This is a genomic window from Collinsella sp. AF31-11, from assembly GCF_003475605.1.
GTDB lineage: Bacteria > Actinomycetota > Coriobacteriia > Coriobacteriales > Coriobacteriaceae > Collinsella.
In genome coordinates, this window is sequence record NZ_QRQS01000007.1 from 48,501 (window position 1) to 66,658 (window position 18,158).

The window sequence follows — 18,158 nt, forward strand, 5'->3', positions numbered from 1 at the left end:
TAGCCGTCGATGTTCATAGTGACGCGGCGGCGCACCTTCCCGATGTAGGGGTTCGGAACGCTGTCGGAGAAGTCGACCTCGGCGGGCATCTCCATAATCTCGTCCTTGCCATTCGTTTCGATAGCTCCAATACTGCCGTCCCTCTGTCCTCGTCGATTTTCTCGCCGAGATTATCCTGATGGTCGAGCCGCCATGCCTCTCGCAATGGCAAACCGTCAGCACCCACGATTCCAGAACGTTGAAATTTGCAACGTTCTACCAGTGCGTGGGTCGTTTTGAAGGTAATTCATGGGACCATTTGTCGGTAATCCGTGGGTCATTTTTCCTCGCGTTGTGCCGAAAAGACCGTGAACCTTTTGTGGGACACGCGGCGCCGTGGTACCATAGCCGAGTTTGTTGTCTTGGTCGGAAACCAAGACGCCTTATGCGCTGATCGGTAACCAGCGCCTGACCAATAAGGAGTCCTACCATGAAGCAGGGTATCCATCCCCAGTATGTCGAGTGCACGGTGACGTGCTCCTGCGGCAACACCTTCAAGACGCACGCTACCGTGTCCGAGATGAAGGTCGAGCTTTGCAACGAGTGCCACCCGTTCTACACCGGCCAGCAGAAGTTCGTCGACACCGGTGGACGCGTCCAGCGCTTCGCCGACAAGTTCGGTGGCGCCGCTGCCGCTCAGCTCAAGAAGGCCGAGGAGGCCAAGGCTGCCAAGGCCGCCAAGGCTGCTGAGGCCGAGGCCGCTCGCAAGGCCGCCGCTGAGGCTAAGGCTGCCGAGAAGGCTAAGCGTGCCGCTAAGTTTGCCGAGGAGGCTGCCAAGCAGGCCGCCGAGGCTCCCGCAGAGGCTCCCGTCGAGGAGGCCGCTGCCGAGGCCGAGACCACCGAGGCTGCTGAGTAAGTAGCTCGCCGCGGAAACACTCGCATTCATGGCATAAGGGCCGCGCATCCGTTTGGGTGCGCGGCCCTTTTCTTTTTATTGGTGCAAGCTAGCCCGTCCCCATTGCGCCAGGTTGGTGCGAAGGGGACGGGCTAGCTTGCACCAAATGGCAGAGAGAGGCAGCGGTTTCCCAGATAAAAGCCGCCAAAATAAACCAGTCCCTTTTTGGCAGGCTGTCGTAGTTATTACGTGGTCGAGCGTGTCGACCGCATAGGCGGCGCCTTGTTTGGCTAAAGTACAAATATCTGTGTTTAACTCGTCCAAGGTTTTATGCCACGGGCGATGGCCAAAAAGGAAAACCACATGGGATTCATGTCAAAGCTGCTGTCCTTTGGATCCGATAAGGACCTCAAGCGCTACTACAAGATCGTCGACCAGATCAACGGTCTTGAGCCCCAGTTTGAGAAGATGACCGAGGAGGAACTCCGCGGCCAGACCGATAAGTTCCGCGAGCGTTACGCCAACGGCGAGTCGCTCGACGACATGCTCCCCGAGGCCTTTGCCACCGTGCGTGAGGCTTCCAAGCGCACCATGGGTATGCGCCACTTTGACGTGCAGCTTATTGGCGCCATGGCACTGCACGAGGGCCACATCGCCGAGATGAAGACCGGCGAAGGTAAGACCCTCGTCTCCACGTTGGCTGGCTATCTCAACGCTATTGCCGGCAAGGGCGTGCACGTCGTTACTGTCAATGATTACCTTGCCAAGCGCGACTCCGAGTGGATGGGCCGCATCTATAAGTACCTGGGCATGACCGTCGGTCTGCTCCAGAACAACATGCCGCTCGAGCTCAAGCGCCCGGCCTATCAGGCCGACATCACCTACGGCACCAACTCCGAGTTCGGCTTTGATTACCTGCGTGACAACATGGTTACCCGTCCCGAGCAGCGCGTGCAACGCGGCCACAACTACGCCATCGTCGACGAGGTTGACTCCATCCTGATCGATGAGGCCCGCACCCCGCTGATCATCTCGGGCGCTGGTACCAAGTCCGCCAGTACCTACAAGGACTTCGCGCGTGCCGTGCGTGGCCTTGAGCGCGGCGAGGACGTGTCGCACGACATGCTCACCGCCACCGAGGACGTCGAGCCCACGGGCGACTATGTCATGGACGAGGCCAAGCACACCATTGCCGCCACCGAGCGTGGCCTTAAGAAAATCGAGCGCCGCCTAGGCATCGAGGACATCTACGCCGATCTCTCGGGCCAGCTGGTCAACCACCTGCAGCAGGCGCTGAAGGCCCAGTACATGTTCCACCGCGATAAGCAGTACGTGGTCACCAACGGCGAGGTCAAGATCGTCGACGAGTTCACCGGCCGCATTATGGAAGGCCGCCGTTACTCCGAGGGCCTGCACCAGGCCATCGAGGCCAAAGAGGGCGTGCTCGTGCGCGAGGAGAACCAGACGCTGGCGACCATCACCCTGCAGAACTACTTCCGCCTGTATGACAAGCTCTCCGGTATGACCGGTACGGCACTCACCGAGGACGCCGAGTTCCGCGAGATCTACAAGCTGCCCGTTGAGGTCATTCCTTCCAACAGACCCGTGCAGCGCGTGGACCACGAGGACCTGGTCTACCGCACCATTCAGGCTAAGTACAACGCCGTTGCCGACGACGTTGAGCAGCGCCACGCTAAGGGCCAGCCGGTCCTGGTGGGTACCGTCTCCATCGAGAGCTCCGAGAAGCTGTCAGCCGCCCTTACCAAGCGCGGCATCGCGCACGAGGTCCTCAACGCTAAGCACCACGAGCGCGAGGCCCATATCGTTGCGCAGGCCGGACGCTACGGCGCCGTGACCATCGCTACTAACATGGCCGGTCGTGGTACCGACATCCTGCTGGGCGGCAACCCCGACGAGCTGGTGCGCGAGCGCCTTGAGTACGAGGGCCTGACCATGGAGGACGTGACACCCGAGCAGCTCGAGCAGTTTAACGCCGAGGCCAAGGAGACCTGCAAGGCCGAGCGCGAGCGCGTGCTTGCCGCCGGCGGTCTGACCGTCATCGGCACCGAGCGCCATGAGTCCCGTCGTATCGACAACCAGCTGCGCGGCCGCTCCGGCCGTCAGGGCGATCCGGGCGAGACCCAGTTCTACCTGTCGCTCGAGGACGACCTCATGCGCCTGTTCGGTGGCGACAAGATGGACCGCGTCTCCAAGATGATGGTCACGGCCGACATGGGCGACGACATGCCCATCCAGCACAAGATCATCTCCAAGGCCGTCGAGAGCGCCCAGCACAAGGTCGAGAGCATCAACTTCTCCATGCGCAAGAGCGTCCTCGAGTACGATGACGTCATGAACAAGCAGCGCCAGGTCATCTACGCCGAGCGCAACAAGATTCTGGACGGCAAGGATCTGACCGACCACATCACCGAGGTCATGCACGACACCGTGTACCGCTGCGTGCAGGAGTTCTGCACCAAGGACAGCCACGATGGCGAGCGCGATCTCGAGGGCCTGCGCAAGTGGGTCGTGGAGCTCACCGGGCATATCGATACGCCCAAGTTCCCCGACGAGGACTTTGAGGCCCTGGCTGCCGATGTCCTGGCCTACGTCGAGAAGTGCTACAACATGAAGGCCGAGCGCCTGGGTGAGGACCTCATGCGCGAGCTCAACACCCAGGTCATGCTGCGCGTCATCGATACCCGCTGGATGAACTACCTGCAGGAGATGGACTACCTCAAGACCGGTATCGGACTGCGCGGCTTTGGTCAGCGCGACCCGCTGGTCGAGTACAAGACCGAGGCTTATGGTGCCTTCCAGATGCTCGTCGACACCATGTACGAGGATTACCTGCGCACCGTCCTGCGCATCGAGATCAAGGCCGCCCCGCACGCCGTGGAGCACAAGGAGGACCCTGCGCTCGAGGGTGCACACTTCTCCGGCCCCGCCGATGTCGATGGCGACAACGGCAACTCGGTGCTGCGCAAGCAGGCACAGGTGCAAGCCCGTACGGTCGTCCAGGGAGGCCCGGCTGCCGTCAACAACGGTGGCAAGGTGACCACCTACCGCAAGTCCGAGAGCGATGACCCTTATGTCAACGTGGGCCGCAACGACCTGTGCCCCTGCGGCAGCGGCAAGAAGTTCAAGTACTGCCACGGCAGGAATCGTTAATGGCCGAGGCTTTAGAGGTAACGCCCGCCGAGCTGGACGCGTTTGCGGACCGGCTCGGCGAGGTCGAGTCGTATCTTCATTTGGACGAGAAGCGCACGCGCGTGACCGAGCTCGAGACCAAAAGCGTGGCCCCCGGCTTTTGGGATGACGCCGACGCCGCTCGCGCCACCATGGAGGAGATCGCTCGCGCCAAGGAAGATATCGCTGCCGTGGATACCGCGCGCGGCGAGCTATCTGACGCCCGCGCGGCGCTGGAGCTTGCCGAGGAGATGGGCGACGACCCCGATGCCGCCGCATTGCGCGAGGAGGCTGCCGCTACGGCAGAACGCCTGGCCCGCGCTATCGACGAGCTCGAGCTTTCGAGCTGGTTTACCGGTGAGTTCGATCACGGCGACGCGATTGTGACCATCAAACCCGGACAGGGCGGCCTGGAGGCGCAGGACTGGACCTTCATGCTCTTCAAGATGTACATGAAGTACTGCCAGCGTCGCGGCTGGAAGGTCACCATTAACGACTGCCCCGCAGCCGAGGTCATCGGCATCGACCGTGCGACCTTTACTGTCGAGGGCAAGGACGCGTTTGGCATGCTGCGCGCCGAGGCCGGCGTCCACCGTCTGGTGCGCATTAGCCCCACCGACGACAAGAAGCGCCGCCAGACCACGTTTGCCGGCGTCGAGGTCATCCCCGTGCTGCCTGACGATATCGACATCGAGATCAGTCCCGACGATATCCGCGTGGACGTGTATCACGCGAGCGGCCCGGGCGGACAGGGCGTCAACACCACCGACTCCGCCGTACGCGTGACGCATTTTCCCAGCGGCATCGTTGTCACTTGCCAAAACGAGCGCAGCCAGATTCAAAACAAGGCCGCGTGCATGCAGATTCTCAAGGCCCGTCTGTACGAGATCGAGCTCGAGAAGCGCGCCGAGGCGCTCGACGAGATTCGTGGACCCAAGACCACGATCGGTTTTGGTAACCAGATTCGCAGCTACGTGCTCTACCCGTATCAGATGGTCAAGGACCTGCGCTCGGGTGTGGAGACCAGCAACGTCGAGGCCGTTCTCGACGATGGCGATCTGGATCCGTTTGTGATCGGCTACCATCGCTGGGCAACCGGCAACGCCGATGCGGAGGCCCCGTCTGTCTAAACCCATAGGGTTGGCTTTGGGCAGATGTGGCCAATACGGACCCTGAGCGGGGGTGGTATTTGGTCGGCGAATCGGTAAAATCGAATACAAGAAGAAGCTCAAAGCGCATCCGTTTGGGTGCGCTTTTTTGAGGGAGGCAGCATGGCATATCGTCTGGACATCAAGCGCATTCTTTCGATGAACTTCTTTCGCGATCTGCCCCAGATTATGTTGGGGTGCGCTCTGGCCGCTATTGCGACCGACCTGTTTTTGATTCCCAACGGCCTTGCTGCCGGTGGCGTTACGGGCCTTGCCACCATTATCCAGGCGGTCGGCGCCTCGCATGGCATATCGCTTCCCGTCGGTATCCAGACCATCGTGATGAATGCCTTGCTGCTGCTGGTCGTTATGCGCGAGGGCGGCATGTTCTATGTGGTGCAGACCGCGACGGGCTTTGTGCTGCTGGGCTTTTTCACCGACCTGTTCGCTCCGTTTGTGGCGCCGTTGGCACATGCCGATCTGATGCTGCCCGCTATGTGGGGCGGCATTATCACGGGCATCGGCTACGGCATGGTGCTGCGCGCCGGTGCCAACACCGGCGGCTCCGACACGATCGGCCAGATCATCTCGCGCAATACGTCGCTACCGGTGGGCTCCACCGTCATGGCGATCGATGTTGCCGTGTGCGCGCTGTCGGCCCCGGTCTTTTCGGTCGAAAACGCGCTGTATGCAGGTCTTTCGATGGTGATCAGCGGCTACGTGATCGATGCTGTGGTCGATGGCGGCAACAAGCGTCGTATGGTGCTCATCATCTCGGACAACTTCCCCGATATCGCGGCCGACATCATGTATGGCCTGGGCCGCGGCTGCACCAAGTTAAAGGCGACCGGTATGTATTCGGGCGCCGAGAAGCCGGTGATTATGGTCATCGTGAGCCGTCGAGAGCTCAACACCCTGAAGACGATCGTGCGCGAGCGCGATCCTCACGCCATTGTGACGGTTGCCGATGTTACGGAAACCTTTGGCGAGGGATTCAAGGACATTAACGCGTAGGGCAGGCTGCGCCCCATCCAAAAGACGTTCACATTGATAAACCGTTTCATCAGTGGGTCTGCCTGCTAAATTGCTCAAATAATGATAAAAAGTCTGGTAAAGCCATCAGTTTCCAGCATAATGAATGACGTACGTGCATTGCGGCTGTGTTGGGATTACCTTCTGTGCCGTGCGCATTTTGTCTAATGAGGATGAAAGGAAGGCACAATGAGCGACGAAGAGCTCAAAAAGGTTGCCAACGAGGTTAGGAAGGGCATCGTCACCGGCGTGCACGCTGCCAAGTCCGGCCATCCGGGCGGTTCGCTCGGCGCTGCCGACATCATGACCTATCTGTACTTTGAGGAAATGAACGTCGACCCGGCTGATCCCCACAAGGCCGACCGCGATCGCTTTGTGCTCTCCAAGGGCCACTGTGCTCCGGGTCTGTACGCCGTGCTCGCCGAGCGTGGGTTCTTCCCCAAGGAGGATCTCGAGACGCTGCGCCATATCGGTAGCCACCTGCAGGGCCACCCCAACATGAACGACACCCCGGGCGTCGATATGTCCACCGGCTCGCTGGGCCAGGGCATCTCCGCCGCCGTGGGCATGGCGGTTGCCGCCAAGCACTGGGGCGATGACTATCGCACCTACGCCCTGCTGGGTGATGGCGAGAGCGAGGAAGGCCAGGTCTGGGAGGCCGCCATGTTTGCCGGCAACCAGCAGCTCGATAACCTTTGCGTGATCGTTGACCACAACGGCCTGCAAATCGATGGTCCCGTCGAGGAGGTCAACGACCCCATGCCGCTGGCAGACAAGTTCCGCGCCTTTAAGTTCCACGTGGTGGAGCTTGCCGACGGCAACGATTTCGATCAGATCCGCGCCGCCTTTGCCGAGGCCCGCGCCACCAAGGGCCAGCCGACCGCCATTATCGCCGAGACCATGAAGGGCAAGGGCGTTTCCTTTATGGAGAACCAGGTGGGTTGGCACGGCAAGGCCCCCAACGATGAACAGTTTGAGCAGGCCATGGCAGAGCTCACGGCCGCCGGAGAGGAGCTCTAGGATGGCAGACGTCAAGAAAATCGCCACGCGCGTAAGCTACGGCGAGGCCCTCGTCGAGCTCGCCAACGAGCACGACGACTTTGTGGTCCTCGACGCCGACCTGGCCGCCGCCACGCAGACCGGCAAGTTTAAGGCCGCCTGCCCCGATCGTTTCTTCGATGTGGGTATCGCCGAGAGCAACCTGATGGGTGTTGCCGCCGGTATCGCGACCACCGGCCGCGTTGCCTTTGCGAGCACCTTTGCCATGTTCGCCGCCGGCCGCGCCTTTGAGCAGGTCCGCAACTCCATCGGCTATCCGCATCTCAACGTTAAGATTGGCGCCACGCATGCCGGTATCTCGGTGGGCGAGGACGGCGCCACGCACCAGTGCTGCGAGGATATCGCCCTCATGCGCGTTATCCCTGGCATGACCGTTATCGTTCCCGCCGACGACGTCGAGGCCCGCGCCGTGACGCGCGCCGCCTACGAGTGCGACGGCCCTGTGTACATGCGCTTTGCCCGTCTGGCCTCGCCGGTTATCAACGACCCCGAGAACTATAAGTTCGAGTTGGGCAAGGGCATCGTTATGCGCGAGGGCGCCGACGTTACCATCATTGCCTGTGGTCTGATGGTCGGCGAGGCCCTCGAGGCCGCCGAGCAGCTTGCTGCCGAGGGTATCGACGCCGAGGTCATCAACATGCACACCATCAAGCCCATCGACGCCGACCTGATCGTCAAGAGCGCCACCAAGACCGGCCACGTCGTGACCGTCGAGGAGCACTCCGTGATCGGTGGTCTGGGCAGCGCCGTTGCCGATGTCCTGTGCGAGCAGTGCCCGACGCCGCTCAAGAAGATTGGCGTTAACGACACCTTTGGCGAGTCCGGCCCGGGTGCAGAGCTCCTGCACAAGTACGGCCTGGACGCCGCCAACATCGTGGCGACCACCAAGGAGTTCTTGGCATAAGGCAAGGCGAGGCAAAGTATCGCTTCAGCAACCGTATGCAATCCATAGCAGGGGCGTCCTCAAAGAGGACGCCCCTGTTTTTTGTCGGCAACAAACAAATTAGGCCCGCACCAAGCAAGGGCTTTCTCCGGGAAACGGGCCCAGACCAGCAAAGTGCAATTCAGACCCTTCCAACTTTGTATATGCAGCACCGTAAGATAAACGCGGCGGCCCCTTAGTAGCCGCAGGCCGCGCGTAGGGTTACCTCCCAAATCTTTCCGCAGGACGGAGGAGCCCCGCCGCACGTAGTGCGCAGCGAGGGCTCCGACATGTCCGAGGACGATTTGGGAGGTAACCCTACGCGCGGCCGGTGAGACCAAACCCCGCCATGCTTCTTATGTGCAGCAAAGCTAATGCTGCTAAAATACAAAGCGCTCATGTAGTTTAAACGCACGACGATAAGGAGCACCAGTGGGTAACCACTTCCGTACCTCCGGTGCGGGCGATGATGCCCCCAAGACGCAGACAGGCGTCCAGGGCAGTCGTTTCGCCACTCCGGATTCAGAGGGCCAGCCTGTTGCTCAGGCCCCCGCTCAGCCGGCAGATCAGGCACAGCCGGCATCCGATCCCTTTGCCTACAATCCCACCAGCGATGTCGCGCTTTCCGGCACGGCGGGTTTTGAGCCCGTTCAGGCCGTGACCGCTCGCGTGGAGCAGCCTCAGGCTGGCGCCGCCACGCCGCAGCCTACCATGGCCGGCATTCCCGACCCCATGGCCCCTGCGACGCCGGTTCCTCAGCCTGCGCAGTCCGGCCTCTTTGCCGCTATTCCCGACCCCACGCAGCCTGCTGCCCCGGTGGTCAAGAGCGATCAGGCAGCCGAGGTCGCAAGCCTCGATAACGCGCTCAACAATCCCGATTTTACGTCGGTGTTTGCGCCCATCGATCCGCAGGCCAGCCGCAAGAAGATGGCCAAGCAGGCCGGTGTCGAGCCCGTCATCCTTATGGAGCATGTCACCAAGATCTATCCGGCACAGCCCAACAAGCCCGCGCTCGACGATATCAACATCGAGATCTATCCGGGCGAGTTCGTCTTCCTGGTCGGTCACTCCGGCTCGGGTAAGACCACGCTGCTATCGACGCTCAACCGCGACGTCAAGCCGACGAGTGGCCGCATCCTGGTTGCCGGTCAGGACCTCATGAAGATCAAGAACCGCAAGGTTCCGTTCCTGCGCCGCCAGATTGGCGCCGTGTTCCAGGACTTTAAGCTTCTGCCGCAAAAGACCGCCTACGAAAACGTGGCGTTTGCCCTGCAGTGCATCGGCAAGCCCAAGGGCGTCATTCGCAGTCAGGTGCCCGAGGTGCTGCGCCTGGTCGGTCTGGCCGATCAGATGGACTCGCTGCCCGACCAGCTTTCCGGTGGCGAGCAGCAGCGCGTTGCCGTCGCCCGCGCTATGGTCAACCGTCCGCCGCTGCTGATCTGCGACGAGCCGACGGGCAACCTCGACCCGGCGATCTCGCTGGGCATCATGAAGCTGCTCGAGCGTATTAACCGCACCGGCACCACCGTGATCGTCGCCACGCACGACCGCGAGATGGTCGATAGCATGCACCGTCGCGTGATCGCCCTCGAGGGCGGCCACGTTATCCGCGACCAGGAGAGGGGAGGTTACGGCAACTATGGCACCAACTAACGTGGGCTACTCCTTCAAAGAGGCAATCAGCCACTTCTTCCGTAACTGGACTACCTCGCTCGGCGCCGTCATCACGATTTTCCTTTCGCTGTTTATCATCGGTCTGTTCATTATGGGCTCCGCGATGCTGAACTCCGTGATCGGCACCGTCGAGGATCAGGTTGTTATCAACGCATTCATCAGCGATGATGCCGACCAGGCGGACGTCCAGGCCTTTGAGGCCGAGCTCAAGACGTGGAGTAACGTCAAGTCCGTGACCTATAAGGATAAGGACGACGCGCTGGCCGAGTATACGAGCAAGATGTCGGGCAACGCCGATGCCACCATGAGTGCGCTCGACGGCCAGAACCCGCTTCCGGCCTCGTTCGCGATTGAGATGGACGATCCGTCTCAGGTCGAAAGCACGGCCAAGAAGCTCAAGAAGGATGCCGATTTCCAGAAGATCGCGGATGACGGCGACGTCAACGCGAGCGTGCTGTACGGCCAGGAGGAAGTGAGCCGCCTGTTCCAGGTGACCAACTACATCCGCATCGCCGCCGTGGTGCTCGTTGGCCTTCTGACCTTTATCGCATTCATCTTCATCAACAACACGATTCGCCTGTCCATCACGGCGCGTCGTCGTGAGATTGCGATTATGCGTCTGGTCGGCGCCAGCAACGGCTTCATTCGTGGCCCGTTTATCACCGAGGGCGTGCTGCAGGCCATTTTGGGCTCGCTGCTTTCCATCGGCGTTCTGGAGCTGCTGCGCAATCTGATGATTCCGCGTCTGCAGGAGAGCATCGGCTGGATGTCGTTTGCCCTGCCGATGCAGTACTACCTGGTGACCTATGCTGCGCTGATTCTGGTCGGCGTGATTATCGGTCTCTTTGGTTCTGCCATCGCCATGCGCCGCTACCTGCGCGTGTAGGCATGCCTGGAATTCACCCCTTCCAACGGGTCGTCTCTTATGGGGCGGCCCGTTTTTTGATCCCTAGGGAACGGCAGGATTGCGGATCATCGTGGCGCTGGTCTATCTATGTGATCCGTTTTCCTCCGCCCCCTAAGGACCATTTGGGTAGACTCTTGGGGTGTAAACGACCATCGATAGTTAGGAGGCGCCATGGGGCGCAATAATAAGCATAAGCGTGGAGCTCGCAATAAGCGCGGGCCGGTGCGCAGCGAACGCCGTCCGAGCCTGACCGGACGCGTGCAGCTCCATGAGCATAGCGCCTACGTTGTAACCGAAAACGGCGACTACAAGGTCATGGGCCGCGGTAAGCGCGAGATCATGGATGGAGATACCGTTGCCGTGAGCATTAAGAACAGCCCACACGGTGAACGGCGCGCCGTGATCGAAGGCGTGGTTGAGCGCGCAGCCGTAAGCGTGGTGGGCACGTACCAGACCGCCGGTCCGCTTGGTGTGATCGAGCCGCTCGATTCGCGTCTGAAGGCCGACTTCTTCATTCTGCCCGAGGATACCTCGGCGGATTGTCTGGGCGTCCACCCGGGTGATGCCGTTGTCGCGCGCATTTTGACCTACCCGACGCGCCTGGAATCGGGCACCGTGACGATCGAGCGCCGCATTGGCGGAGATGACGCGCCCGATTTGGGCGTTCAATATGTGATGGCGCGTTACGGCTATACCGATAGCTATCCCGAGGCCGCGCTGGACGACGCCGAGGAACTTTCGCTCGATGTGACCGCGGCGCTTAAAGATCCGCTTCGCCGCGACCTGCGCGACCGCTTTGTCATCACGGTCGACCCGGTCGACGCGCGTGACTTTGACGATGCCATTTCGCTGGAGCGCACACCCGGGGGCGGCTACAAACTGGGCGTGCATATCGCTGACGTTTCTCACTATGTGGCTTGGGACGGGCATATCGATCTTGAGGCTCGCCATCGTACGACATCGGTGTATCTGGCCGATCGCGTGCTTCCCATGCTGCCCGAACGCCTGTCCTGTGACCTGTGCTCGCTTCGCCCTGACGAGGACCGTCTGGCGTTTACCGTTGACATTGAGCTCGATGCGCAGGGCCGCGTTCGCCATTACGATCCGTACCCCAGCGTGATTCGCTCGCGTGTGCGTATGGATTATGACGGCGCCGAGGCGCTGCTGGTGCGTGCCGGCGCGGTTGAGTATTCGGTGCTGGAGGGTGCGGCCGAGGATGTTGCGGCTGTTGAGACCTCGCGCGAGGAAGCGCTTGAGCGCGGTCTTGCGTGCGAGGAGGCCGCCCGCGGCTACAACGTCGACCTCGGCGATTTCCTTGTCGCCGCCAACGAACTCGCCGAACTTCGCCGTCGCATTCGTCGCGCCCGCGGCTCAGTCGATTTTGACACGGCCGAGATCCGCGCTCTATTGGATGAGGACGGAGTACCCGTGCAGATTGTCGCGCGTGAGCGTTCGTGTGCTACGTCGCTTATCGAGGAAGCCATGCTGCTCGCCAACGAGTGCGTTGCAGAGTGGCTGGCAGACCGTGATATCGAGGCCTGCTATCGCGTGCATGAGGATCCGAGCCCCGATAGCCTGCACGGTGCCGCCGTTGCGCTGGCGCAGCTAGGCATCATCGACGATCGCCGTGCTGCCGGTATTGCCCTGGGGAGTCCCGATGAGCTACAGGCTGCAGTTGATGCTGCCGCCGGTACGGCCAACGCACCGCTCGTCAACACGCTGCTTCTGCGCAGCATGCAGCGTGCGCTGTACAAACCGCGTAACGAGGGCCACTTTGCGCTCGCCGCGCCGTGCTACTGTCACTTTACGAGTCCCATCCGTCGCTACCCCGATCTGGTGGTGCACCGCGTGCTCAAACTGCAGTTGGCATACGAACAGCTGGGTGGAAAAGACGCCTTAGTGCGTACGCCCAGGCTAATCGGAAAAGGCCGGGAGTCGCTTCCGCGCATTCTGCCGCAAATTTGCCGTGCGTGCAGCGATGCCGAGCGCGCGGCCGACGCCGCCAGCCATGCGACGCAAAAAATCAAAATTGCCCAGTACTACGAGGATCGCCTGGGCGAGCGCTATGCCGGAACGGTCTCGTGGGTCAGCAGCATGGGGCTCTTTGTGCGCTTGGACCTGACGCAGGTCGAAGGCTTGGTTTCCATCAAGAGCCTGGGCAACGAGTGGTTCGAGTTCGACGAGGACGCGCTCACGCTCACAGGTGCCGACACGGGCACCCGTTACGAGCTGGGGCAGCGTGTGATCATCGAGGTCTCGCGCGTCAATACCACGCGCGGGCACTTGGACTTTAAGCTTATCCATTAGCTAAATCCCGACTCGTGGCGGGAGAGCGGAGGGCGGTCTTTCGGGGCCGCCCTCCGCATTTGAATCGTGGCCACCTTGCCCTCTGCTCGGCCGCCCGCTTACCTGCTATTTGAGAGGTAAAACCTACCAAAATAAACCTGTCCCTTTTTGGCAGGTTTACAAGAAAGCGGGGATGAGATGGCGACGGTGTACGGTTATGCGCGGGTGAGTTCGCGCGATCAGAATCTTAATCGGCAGCTGGATGCGCTGGGCGCCTATGGCGTGGGCTCGGCGAATATTTATGCCGACCATGCGAGCGGCAAGGACTTCGATCGCCCGCGGTATCGCGAGCTGCTGCACATCCTGGGAGACGGGGACGTGCTGGTGGTGCTTTCTATCGACCGGCTTGGCCGTAATTACTCCGAGATTCTTGAGGAATGGCGACGCATTACCAAGGAGCTCGGGGTTGCCATTGTGGTGTTGGACATGCCATTGCTTGACACGCGCGCCAGGGCCAGCGGCGCGCCGGATGTGACCAATACCCTGATTGCCGATATTGTGCTACAACTGCTGAGCTACGTGGCGCAGGTGGAGCGCGAGAATATTCATCGGCGCCAGGCGGATGGGATTGCAGCGGCGCGGGCGCGAGGGGTCCGTTTCGGTCGACCTCGCAAGCCGTGCCCTCCTCAGTTTGAGCTGGTGCGCGATAGCTATGAGGCGGGCGATATTACCCGCAGCCAGGCGGCAAAGTGCCTGGGCGTGTGCGTGGGGACGTTCGATCGCTGGATGCGCGAGGCGGGGTAGGGGTTTGCGTCGCTTTGTCGCTTCCTGTTGCGATTCAAATTTTGATACGGTGACGATGCCATTTGGGGCTACACTCGCTGATATTCAAAAAAGGAGGTAGGCCCTTGGCGCGCGTAAAACAAATAATCGGATGGACCGCGATCATTCTGTTCGCTGCAACGCTGGCGGGCATCTGGGTGCTGACGGAGCAAAATGCGGTGGAGACGTCGTTGCTGAGCGAGTCCACCGCGCGCGTGGTGGAGGGTCAGGCTACGGGCGTTCAGGCTGCCGATGTCGCGGGTGAAGCTCAGACCGAGAACGGGATGACCGGGGGCACCGATTCGGCTGCTTCGAATGTCCGGTCTGGCCGACTTGCTTCCATTCGCATGTGGGTGGGCACGAACGTCCGTCGCGTTGCCCATACCGTAGAGTTTTTCTTCGTCGGATTGTTCGCCTCGGTGGTCGTGGTTTGCTTTTCCAGGCGTCCTTGGAGCGTATGCTCCCGTTGCGTGCCCGTGTTGCTCTTTTGCGCCGTCTGCTCCGTTGGCGATCAGGTACATAAGATCTTTGTTCCCGGCAGGCATTTCGACGTTATCGATTTAGGATTCGATGCTGCGGGCTATGTCACCGCCATGCTGTTGGTATTGCTGGCAGCGGCGTTGGTGCGCTATGCGACTCGGCCGATCGGCGCCCATGCGAGGCGCTAGCCGGTAACAAACCCGTTTCTGATAATGCGACCTCGTTGAATCATTTTGTGTCGCGCGTATTTCCGAGCGGTCGGATTTGAGGGGCGAGCGGTAGAACGCTCGCCCTTTGTGCGCCACGATTCGGCACAATGTACCGTAAAAGCTGTTTGTATCCGGTACGAATCGTTCGTTGGTCTTTAATTCTTCTCAACGGAGGTGTTTGAGATGGCAAACGGATTGCTTTTGCGGCTTCGCGAGCGTGAGCTCAGCGCGAGCCCGGCGGAACGCAATGTCATCGCATATGTAAGCGCTCATCCGCACGAGGTGGTCGGGCTGTCCGTCCGCGGTCTTGCCGATGCCACGTTCTCCTCGCCCTCGAGCATTTTGCGCTTTTGCAAGCGCTTGGGTTTTGCGGGCTACAAGGAGTTCCAGCGCGAACTGATTGCCGAGCTGGCGCTCTTGGGTGACAAGAAAGACGTTGCCCTCGAGGACATCTCCATAGATGACAGCGTCGAACGCATCGTGGGGAAGGTGATGAAAAGCAATGTGCGCACGATCGAGGCGACGGCGCGAACGCTCGATTACACCGTCTTGGAGCGATGTGCGGCCCATCTTAAGCGGGCGCGCGCAGTCAATCTGTTCGGTATCGGTGCCTCTCGTTTGGTCGCGCACGATCTGGCGCAAAAGCTCATGCGTGTCGACAAGGAGTGCCATCTGTACGACGACTGGCATGATCAGCTCTTGTGTGCCAAGAACATGCATGAGGGCGATATGGCAATCGCCTTTAGCTACTCGGGCTTGACGCAAGAGGTGCTGGACTGCACCGCCGAGGCCCAACGCCACAACTGTCCCGTTGTGGCCGTGACCAAAGTAGATGGATCATCCAAGCTTGCCACCATGGCCGATGCCGTGCTCGGCGTCGCTGCGAGTGAGCCCTTGGTCCGCAGCGGTGCCATGGCTTCGCGTATGGCCCAGCTTATGGTTGTCGATGCCCTGTACGCTGCTTACGTTGCCAGCGACTACGAACGGGCGACGCATGTCATTAAGCAAAACTACATCGAGAAACAGGAAAGATGAGGTGAATGAAATGCTCGATTTAACAAAATTCACGACCGAACAGCGTAATCAAAGGTCAATGGACCTCGATACGATGACATCGCTGCAAATCGTCACGACGATGAACGATGAGGATCTTCGTGCCGTCCAGTCGGTCACAAAAGTGCTGCCCCAGGTTGCCACAGCAATCGACTGGGCTGCTGAGGCACTCGAGCGCGGTGGGCGCGTCTTTTACATGGGCGCAGGCACCAGCGGTCGTCTGGGCGTACTCGACGCTTCGGAGTGTCCGCCCACGTTTGGCGTGTCACCCGATCTGATTGTCGGGCTCATTGCCGGAGGCGAGACGGCGTTTATCAAGGCTGTCGAAGGTGCCGAAGACAGCGAGGAGCTTGGCGCGAACGACCTGCGAGAGCGTGGACTCTCGGACAAGGATTTTGTCGTTGGCCTGGCAGCAAGCGGCCGTACTCCTTATGTGGTGGGCGGCCTTGTGTACGCCAAGGCAATTGGGTGCAAGACCATTGCAATTGCCTGCAACCAAGGGTCGAAGATCGGGGAGAGCGCAGATCTTGCCATTGAGCCCGTGCCTGGTCCCGAGGTGCTGACCGGCTCAACGAGGCTCAAGGCGGGAACGGTTCAAAAGCTCATCCTCAACATGATTTCGACCGGTGCCATGGTCAAGATCGGCAAGGTATACCAAAACCTGATGGTCGACGTGCAGCAGACGAACGAGAAGTTGGTGGTGCGCGGCCAGAACATCGTGATGGAGGCGACCGGCTGCACGCGCGAGCGCGCTGTTCAGGCGCTTGCAGATGCCGACGGCCACGTAAAAACCGCTATTGTCTCGGTACTGCTGGACTGCGATGCCGAGCAGGCTGCGGTAGCTCTTGAGCGGGCGCGCGGCCATGTTCGTGCTGCGGTGAGTGGCCATGAGAAGAACAATGCCGATGCCCAATAGGTGCGCGGCGTGAGCTGATATGACATCCAAACGAGATACCCAATACAAGGAGGAGTTATGACGAACAAAGAGCTGGCTCAAAAGCTGCTGGACCTTTTGGGCGGTAAAGACAACGTGCTCGCAAACGCGGCGTGCATGACGCGCCTGCGCGTGACCGTCAAAGACACGGGCAACGTCGACACGGAGGGCATTAAGGCACTCGACGGCGTGATGGGCCTGGTCGAGGACGACACGATGCAGATCGTGCTGGGTCCGGGCAAGGTGAATAAGGTGCTCGAGGAGTTCTCCAAGCTCACCGGCCTTGCGAAAGGCGTTGCTGACGAGAGCGTGGTTGACGCTGCGGCCACAAACAAGGCCGCGCAGAAGGCCAAGTACGAGTCCAAGCCGGTTCAGGCCTTCCTCAAGAAGATTTCCAATGTCTTCGTCGCCCTGCTTCCCGGCATCATTGCGGCTGGCCTCATCAACGGTATCTGCAACGTCATTAACGTCTCGACGGCAGGCGCGCTTGCAGGCGAGTGGTGGTACCAGGGCATTCGTTCCATGGGCTGGGCCCTGTTTGCCTATCTGCCCATCTTGGTGGGCTATAACGCGGCACGTGAGTTTGGTGGCTCCGCTGCGCTGGGCGGCATCGCCGGCATGATGTGTATCGCCAACAGTGCCATGCCCCTGCTTGCGCCTGGCGCGGCTGATCCTGCCACTGCCATTCTGCTGCCGCTTACCAATGCGCAGTACAACCCCGCAGCGGGCGGCATGATCGCGGCTCTCATCGCTGGTGCATTTTTTGCCTGGATGGAGCGTCAGATTCGCAAGGTTATGCCCAACGCACTCGACACGTTCCTGTCCCCGTTGCTGGTGCTCATCATCGGCGCCTTTGCTCTGATGCTCGTCATCCAGCCGGTTGGCGCATGGCTGACGACTGCCATCTTTAGCGTTTTGACCTTTATCTTCGAGAAGCTGGGCGTCCTGGGCGGCTATATCCTGTCGGCAGGCTTCTTGCCGCTGGTGTCCGTCGGCCTGCATCAGGCGCTCACGCCGATCCACGCTATGCTCAACGATCCCGACGGCGCTACCAAGGGTATCAATTACCTGCTGCCCATCCTTATGATGGCTGGCGGCGGCCAGGTCGGTGCCGGTCTGGCGCTGTACTTTAAGACCAAGAACGCCAAACTCAAGAAGTACGTCGCCGAGTCCATTCCCGTTGGAATCCTGGGTGTGGGCGAGCCTCTGATGTATGCTGTTACGCTGCCGCTCGTTCGCCCGTTTGTGACGGCCTGCCTGGGTGCCGGATTTGGTGGCGCGCTCGCGGCGCTGCTTCACATCGGCACGGTTTCTCAGGGCGTTTCCGGTCTGTTTGGCCTGCTGATCGTCGTTCCTGGCCAGCAGCTCGGCTACGTTGCCGCTATGCTGCTTGCCTATGCCGCCGGCTTTGTCCTGACGTGGTTCTTTGGCGTCGACGAGCAGAAGATCAACGAGTTCTTTGGCGAGTAGTTTGATATCGCGAGCCGTGTTGCTCAGAACTCGCGGCGCGCGGCAGATTTCTTGATGCTATGGTTGTGCCGGCGGGGCTAACTGCTCCGCCGGCCTTTT

At 60.6% G+C, this 18,158-nt stretch carries 14 protein-coding genes; all 14 read left to right on the forward strand.

Features of this window, described 5'->3' with window-relative positions; all coding sequences use genetic code 11:
- Positions 1 to 469: 469 nt before the first annotated feature.
- Positions 470 to 895: a 50S ribosomal protein L31 gene (gene rpmE / locus DWZ22_RS05830; protein WP_006235303.1), complete on the forward strand. Its 426-nt coding sequence runs from the start codon at positions 470 to 472 to the stop codon at positions 893 to 895.
- Positions 896 to 1,237: 342 nt separating this feature from the next.
- Positions 1,238 to 4,045 carry a preprotein translocase subunit SecA gene (gene secA, locus DWZ22_RS05835; RefSeq protein ID WP_117743529.1) on the forward strand — a complete coding sequence of 936 codons (2,808 nt, stop codon included), beginning with the start codon at positions 1,238 to 1,240 and terminating at the stop codon, positions 4,043 to 4,045.
- A complete protein-coding gene (gene prfB / locus DWZ22_RS05840; RefSeq protein ID WP_117743528.1) occupies positions 4,045 to 5,193 on the forward strand; it encodes a peptide chain release factor 2 in 1,149 nt (382 codons plus the stop codon). The genes secA and prfB overlap by 1 nt, the downstream gene beginning before the upstream one ends.
- A 141-nt stretch (positions 5,194 to 5,334) precedes the next feature.
- The gene (locus DWZ22_RS05845) at positions 5,335 to 6,225 is read left to right on the forward strand and encodes a YitT family protein (RefSeq protein ID WP_117743527.1); all 891 of its coding nucleotides are present in this window, start codon (positions 5,335 to 5,337) and stop codon (positions 6,223 to 6,225) included.
- 207 nt (positions 6,226 to 6,432) lie between these two features.
- Complete coding sequence (locus DWZ22_RS05850; protein ID WP_117734379.1) at positions 6,433 to 7,263, forward strand: transketolase; 831 nt, start codon at positions 6,433 to 6,435, stop codon at positions 7,261 to 7,263.
- Position 7,264: 1 nt separating this feature from the next.
- The gene (locus DWZ22_RS05855) at positions 7,265 to 8,206 is read left to right on the forward strand and encodes a transketolase family protein (RefSeq protein WP_117763190.1); all 942 of its coding nucleotides are present in this window, start codon (positions 7,265 to 7,267) and stop codon (positions 8,204 to 8,206) included.
- 450 nt (positions 8,207 to 8,656) lie between these two features.
- A complete protein-coding gene (gene ftsE / locus DWZ22_RS05860; RefSeq protein ID WP_117734381.1) occupies positions 8,657 to 9,877 on the forward strand; it encodes a cell division ATP-binding protein FtsE in 1,221 nt (406 codons plus the stop codon).
- Positions 9,864 to 10,784 (forward strand): permease-like cell division protein FtsX, encoded by a 921-nt coding sequence (ftsX, locus tag DWZ22_RS05865; RefSeq protein WP_055310349.1) that lies wholly within the window; start codon positions 9,864 to 9,866, stop codon positions 10,782 to 10,784. Before ftsE ends, ftsX begins: the two co-directional genes overlap by 14 nt.
- 192 nt (positions 10,785 to 10,976) lie before the next feature.
- Complete coding sequence (locus DWZ22_RS05870) at positions 10,977 to 13,112, forward strand: ribonuclease R family protein (RefSeq protein WP_118405658.1); 2,136 nt, start codon at positions 10,977 to 10,979, stop codon at positions 13,110 to 13,112.
- Between the two features lie 177 nt (positions 13,113 to 13,289).
- Positions 13,290 to 13,895: a recombinase family protein gene (locus DWZ22_RS05875; RefSeq protein ID WP_118405659.1), complete on the forward strand. Its 606-nt coding sequence runs from the start codon at positions 13,290 to 13,292 to the stop codon at positions 13,893 to 13,895.
- A gap of 104 nt (positions 13,896 to 13,999) precedes the next feature.
- Positions 14,000 to 14,581: a VanZ family protein gene (locus DWZ22_RS05880; protein WP_158551657.1), complete on the forward strand. Its 582-nt coding sequence runs from the start codon at positions 14,000 to 14,002 to the stop codon at positions 14,579 to 14,581.
- 204 nt (positions 14,582 to 14,785) lie between these two features.
- On the forward strand, positions 14,786 to 15,637 hold the full coding sequence (locus DWZ22_RS05885) for a MurR/RpiR family transcriptional regulator (RefSeq protein WP_118405660.1): 852 nt from the start codon (positions 14,786 to 14,788) through the stop codon (positions 15,635 to 15,637).
- A 10-nt stretch (positions 15,638 to 15,647) separates the two neighbouring features.
- Positions 15,648 to 16,571, forward strand: coding sequence for an N-acetylmuramic acid 6-phosphate etherase (murQ, locus tag DWZ22_RS05890; RefSeq protein WP_118098843.1), 924 nt, complete (start codon positions 15,648 to 15,650; stop codon positions 16,569 to 16,571).
- A gap of 57 nt (positions 16,572 to 16,628) precedes the next feature.
- Positions 16,629 to 18,059, forward strand: coding sequence for a PTS transporter subunit EIIC (locus DWZ22_RS05895; protein ID WP_035137407.1), 1,431 nt, complete (start codon positions 16,629 to 16,631; stop codon positions 18,057 to 18,059).
- The last annotated feature ends 99 nt before the right edge of the window (positions 18,060 to 18,158 follow it).

Excerpts from the sequence above, each read along its gene's own strand:
- rpmE (WP_006235303.1), top strand. The coding sequence starts at position 470 with ATGAAGCAGGGTATCCATCCCCAGTATGTCGAGTGCACGGTGACGTGC.
- secA (WP_117743529.1), top strand. The coding sequence starts at position 1,238 with ATGGGATTCATGTCAAAGCTGCTGTCCTTTGGATCCGATAAGGACCTC.
- prfB (WP_117743528.1), top strand. The coding sequence starts at position 4,045 with ATGGCCGAGGCTTTAGAGGTAACGCCCGCCGAGCTGGACGCGTTTGCG.
- DWZ22_RS05845 (WP_117743527.1), top strand. The coding sequence starts at position 5,335 with ATGGCATATCGTCTGGACATCAAGCGCATTCTTTCGATGAACTTCTTT.
- DWZ22_RS05850 (WP_117734379.1), top strand. The coding sequence starts at position 6,433 with ATGAGCGACGAAGAGCTCAAAAAGGTTGCCAACGAGGTTAGGAAGGGC.
- DWZ22_RS05855 (WP_117763190.1), top strand. The coding sequence starts at position 7,265 with ATGGCAGACGTCAAGAAAATCGCCACGCGCGTAAGCTACGGCGAGGCC.
- ftsX (WP_055310349.1), top strand. The coding sequence starts at position 9,864 with ATGGCACCAACTAACGTGGGCTACTCCTTCAAAGAGGCAATCAGCCAC.
- DWZ22_RS05870 (WP_118405658.1), top strand. The coding sequence starts at position 10,977 with ATGGGGCGCAATAATAAGCATAAGCGTGGAGCTCGCAATAAGCGCGGG.
- DWZ22_RS05875 (WP_118405659.1), top strand. The coding sequence starts at position 13,290 with ATGGCGACGGTGTACGGTTATGCGCGGGTGAGTTCGCGCGATCAGAAT.
- DWZ22_RS05885 (WP_118405660.1), top strand. The coding sequence starts at position 14,786 with ATGGCAAACGGATTGCTTTTGCGGCTTCGCGAGCGTGAGCTCAGCGCG.
- murQ (WP_118098843.1), top strand. The coding sequence starts at position 15,648 with ATGCTCGATTTAACAAAATTCACGACCGAACAGCGTAATCAAAGGTCA.
- DWZ22_RS05895 (WP_035137407.1), top strand. The coding sequence starts at position 16,629 with ATGACGAACAAAGAGCTGGCTCAAAAGCTGCTGGACCTTTTGGGCGGT.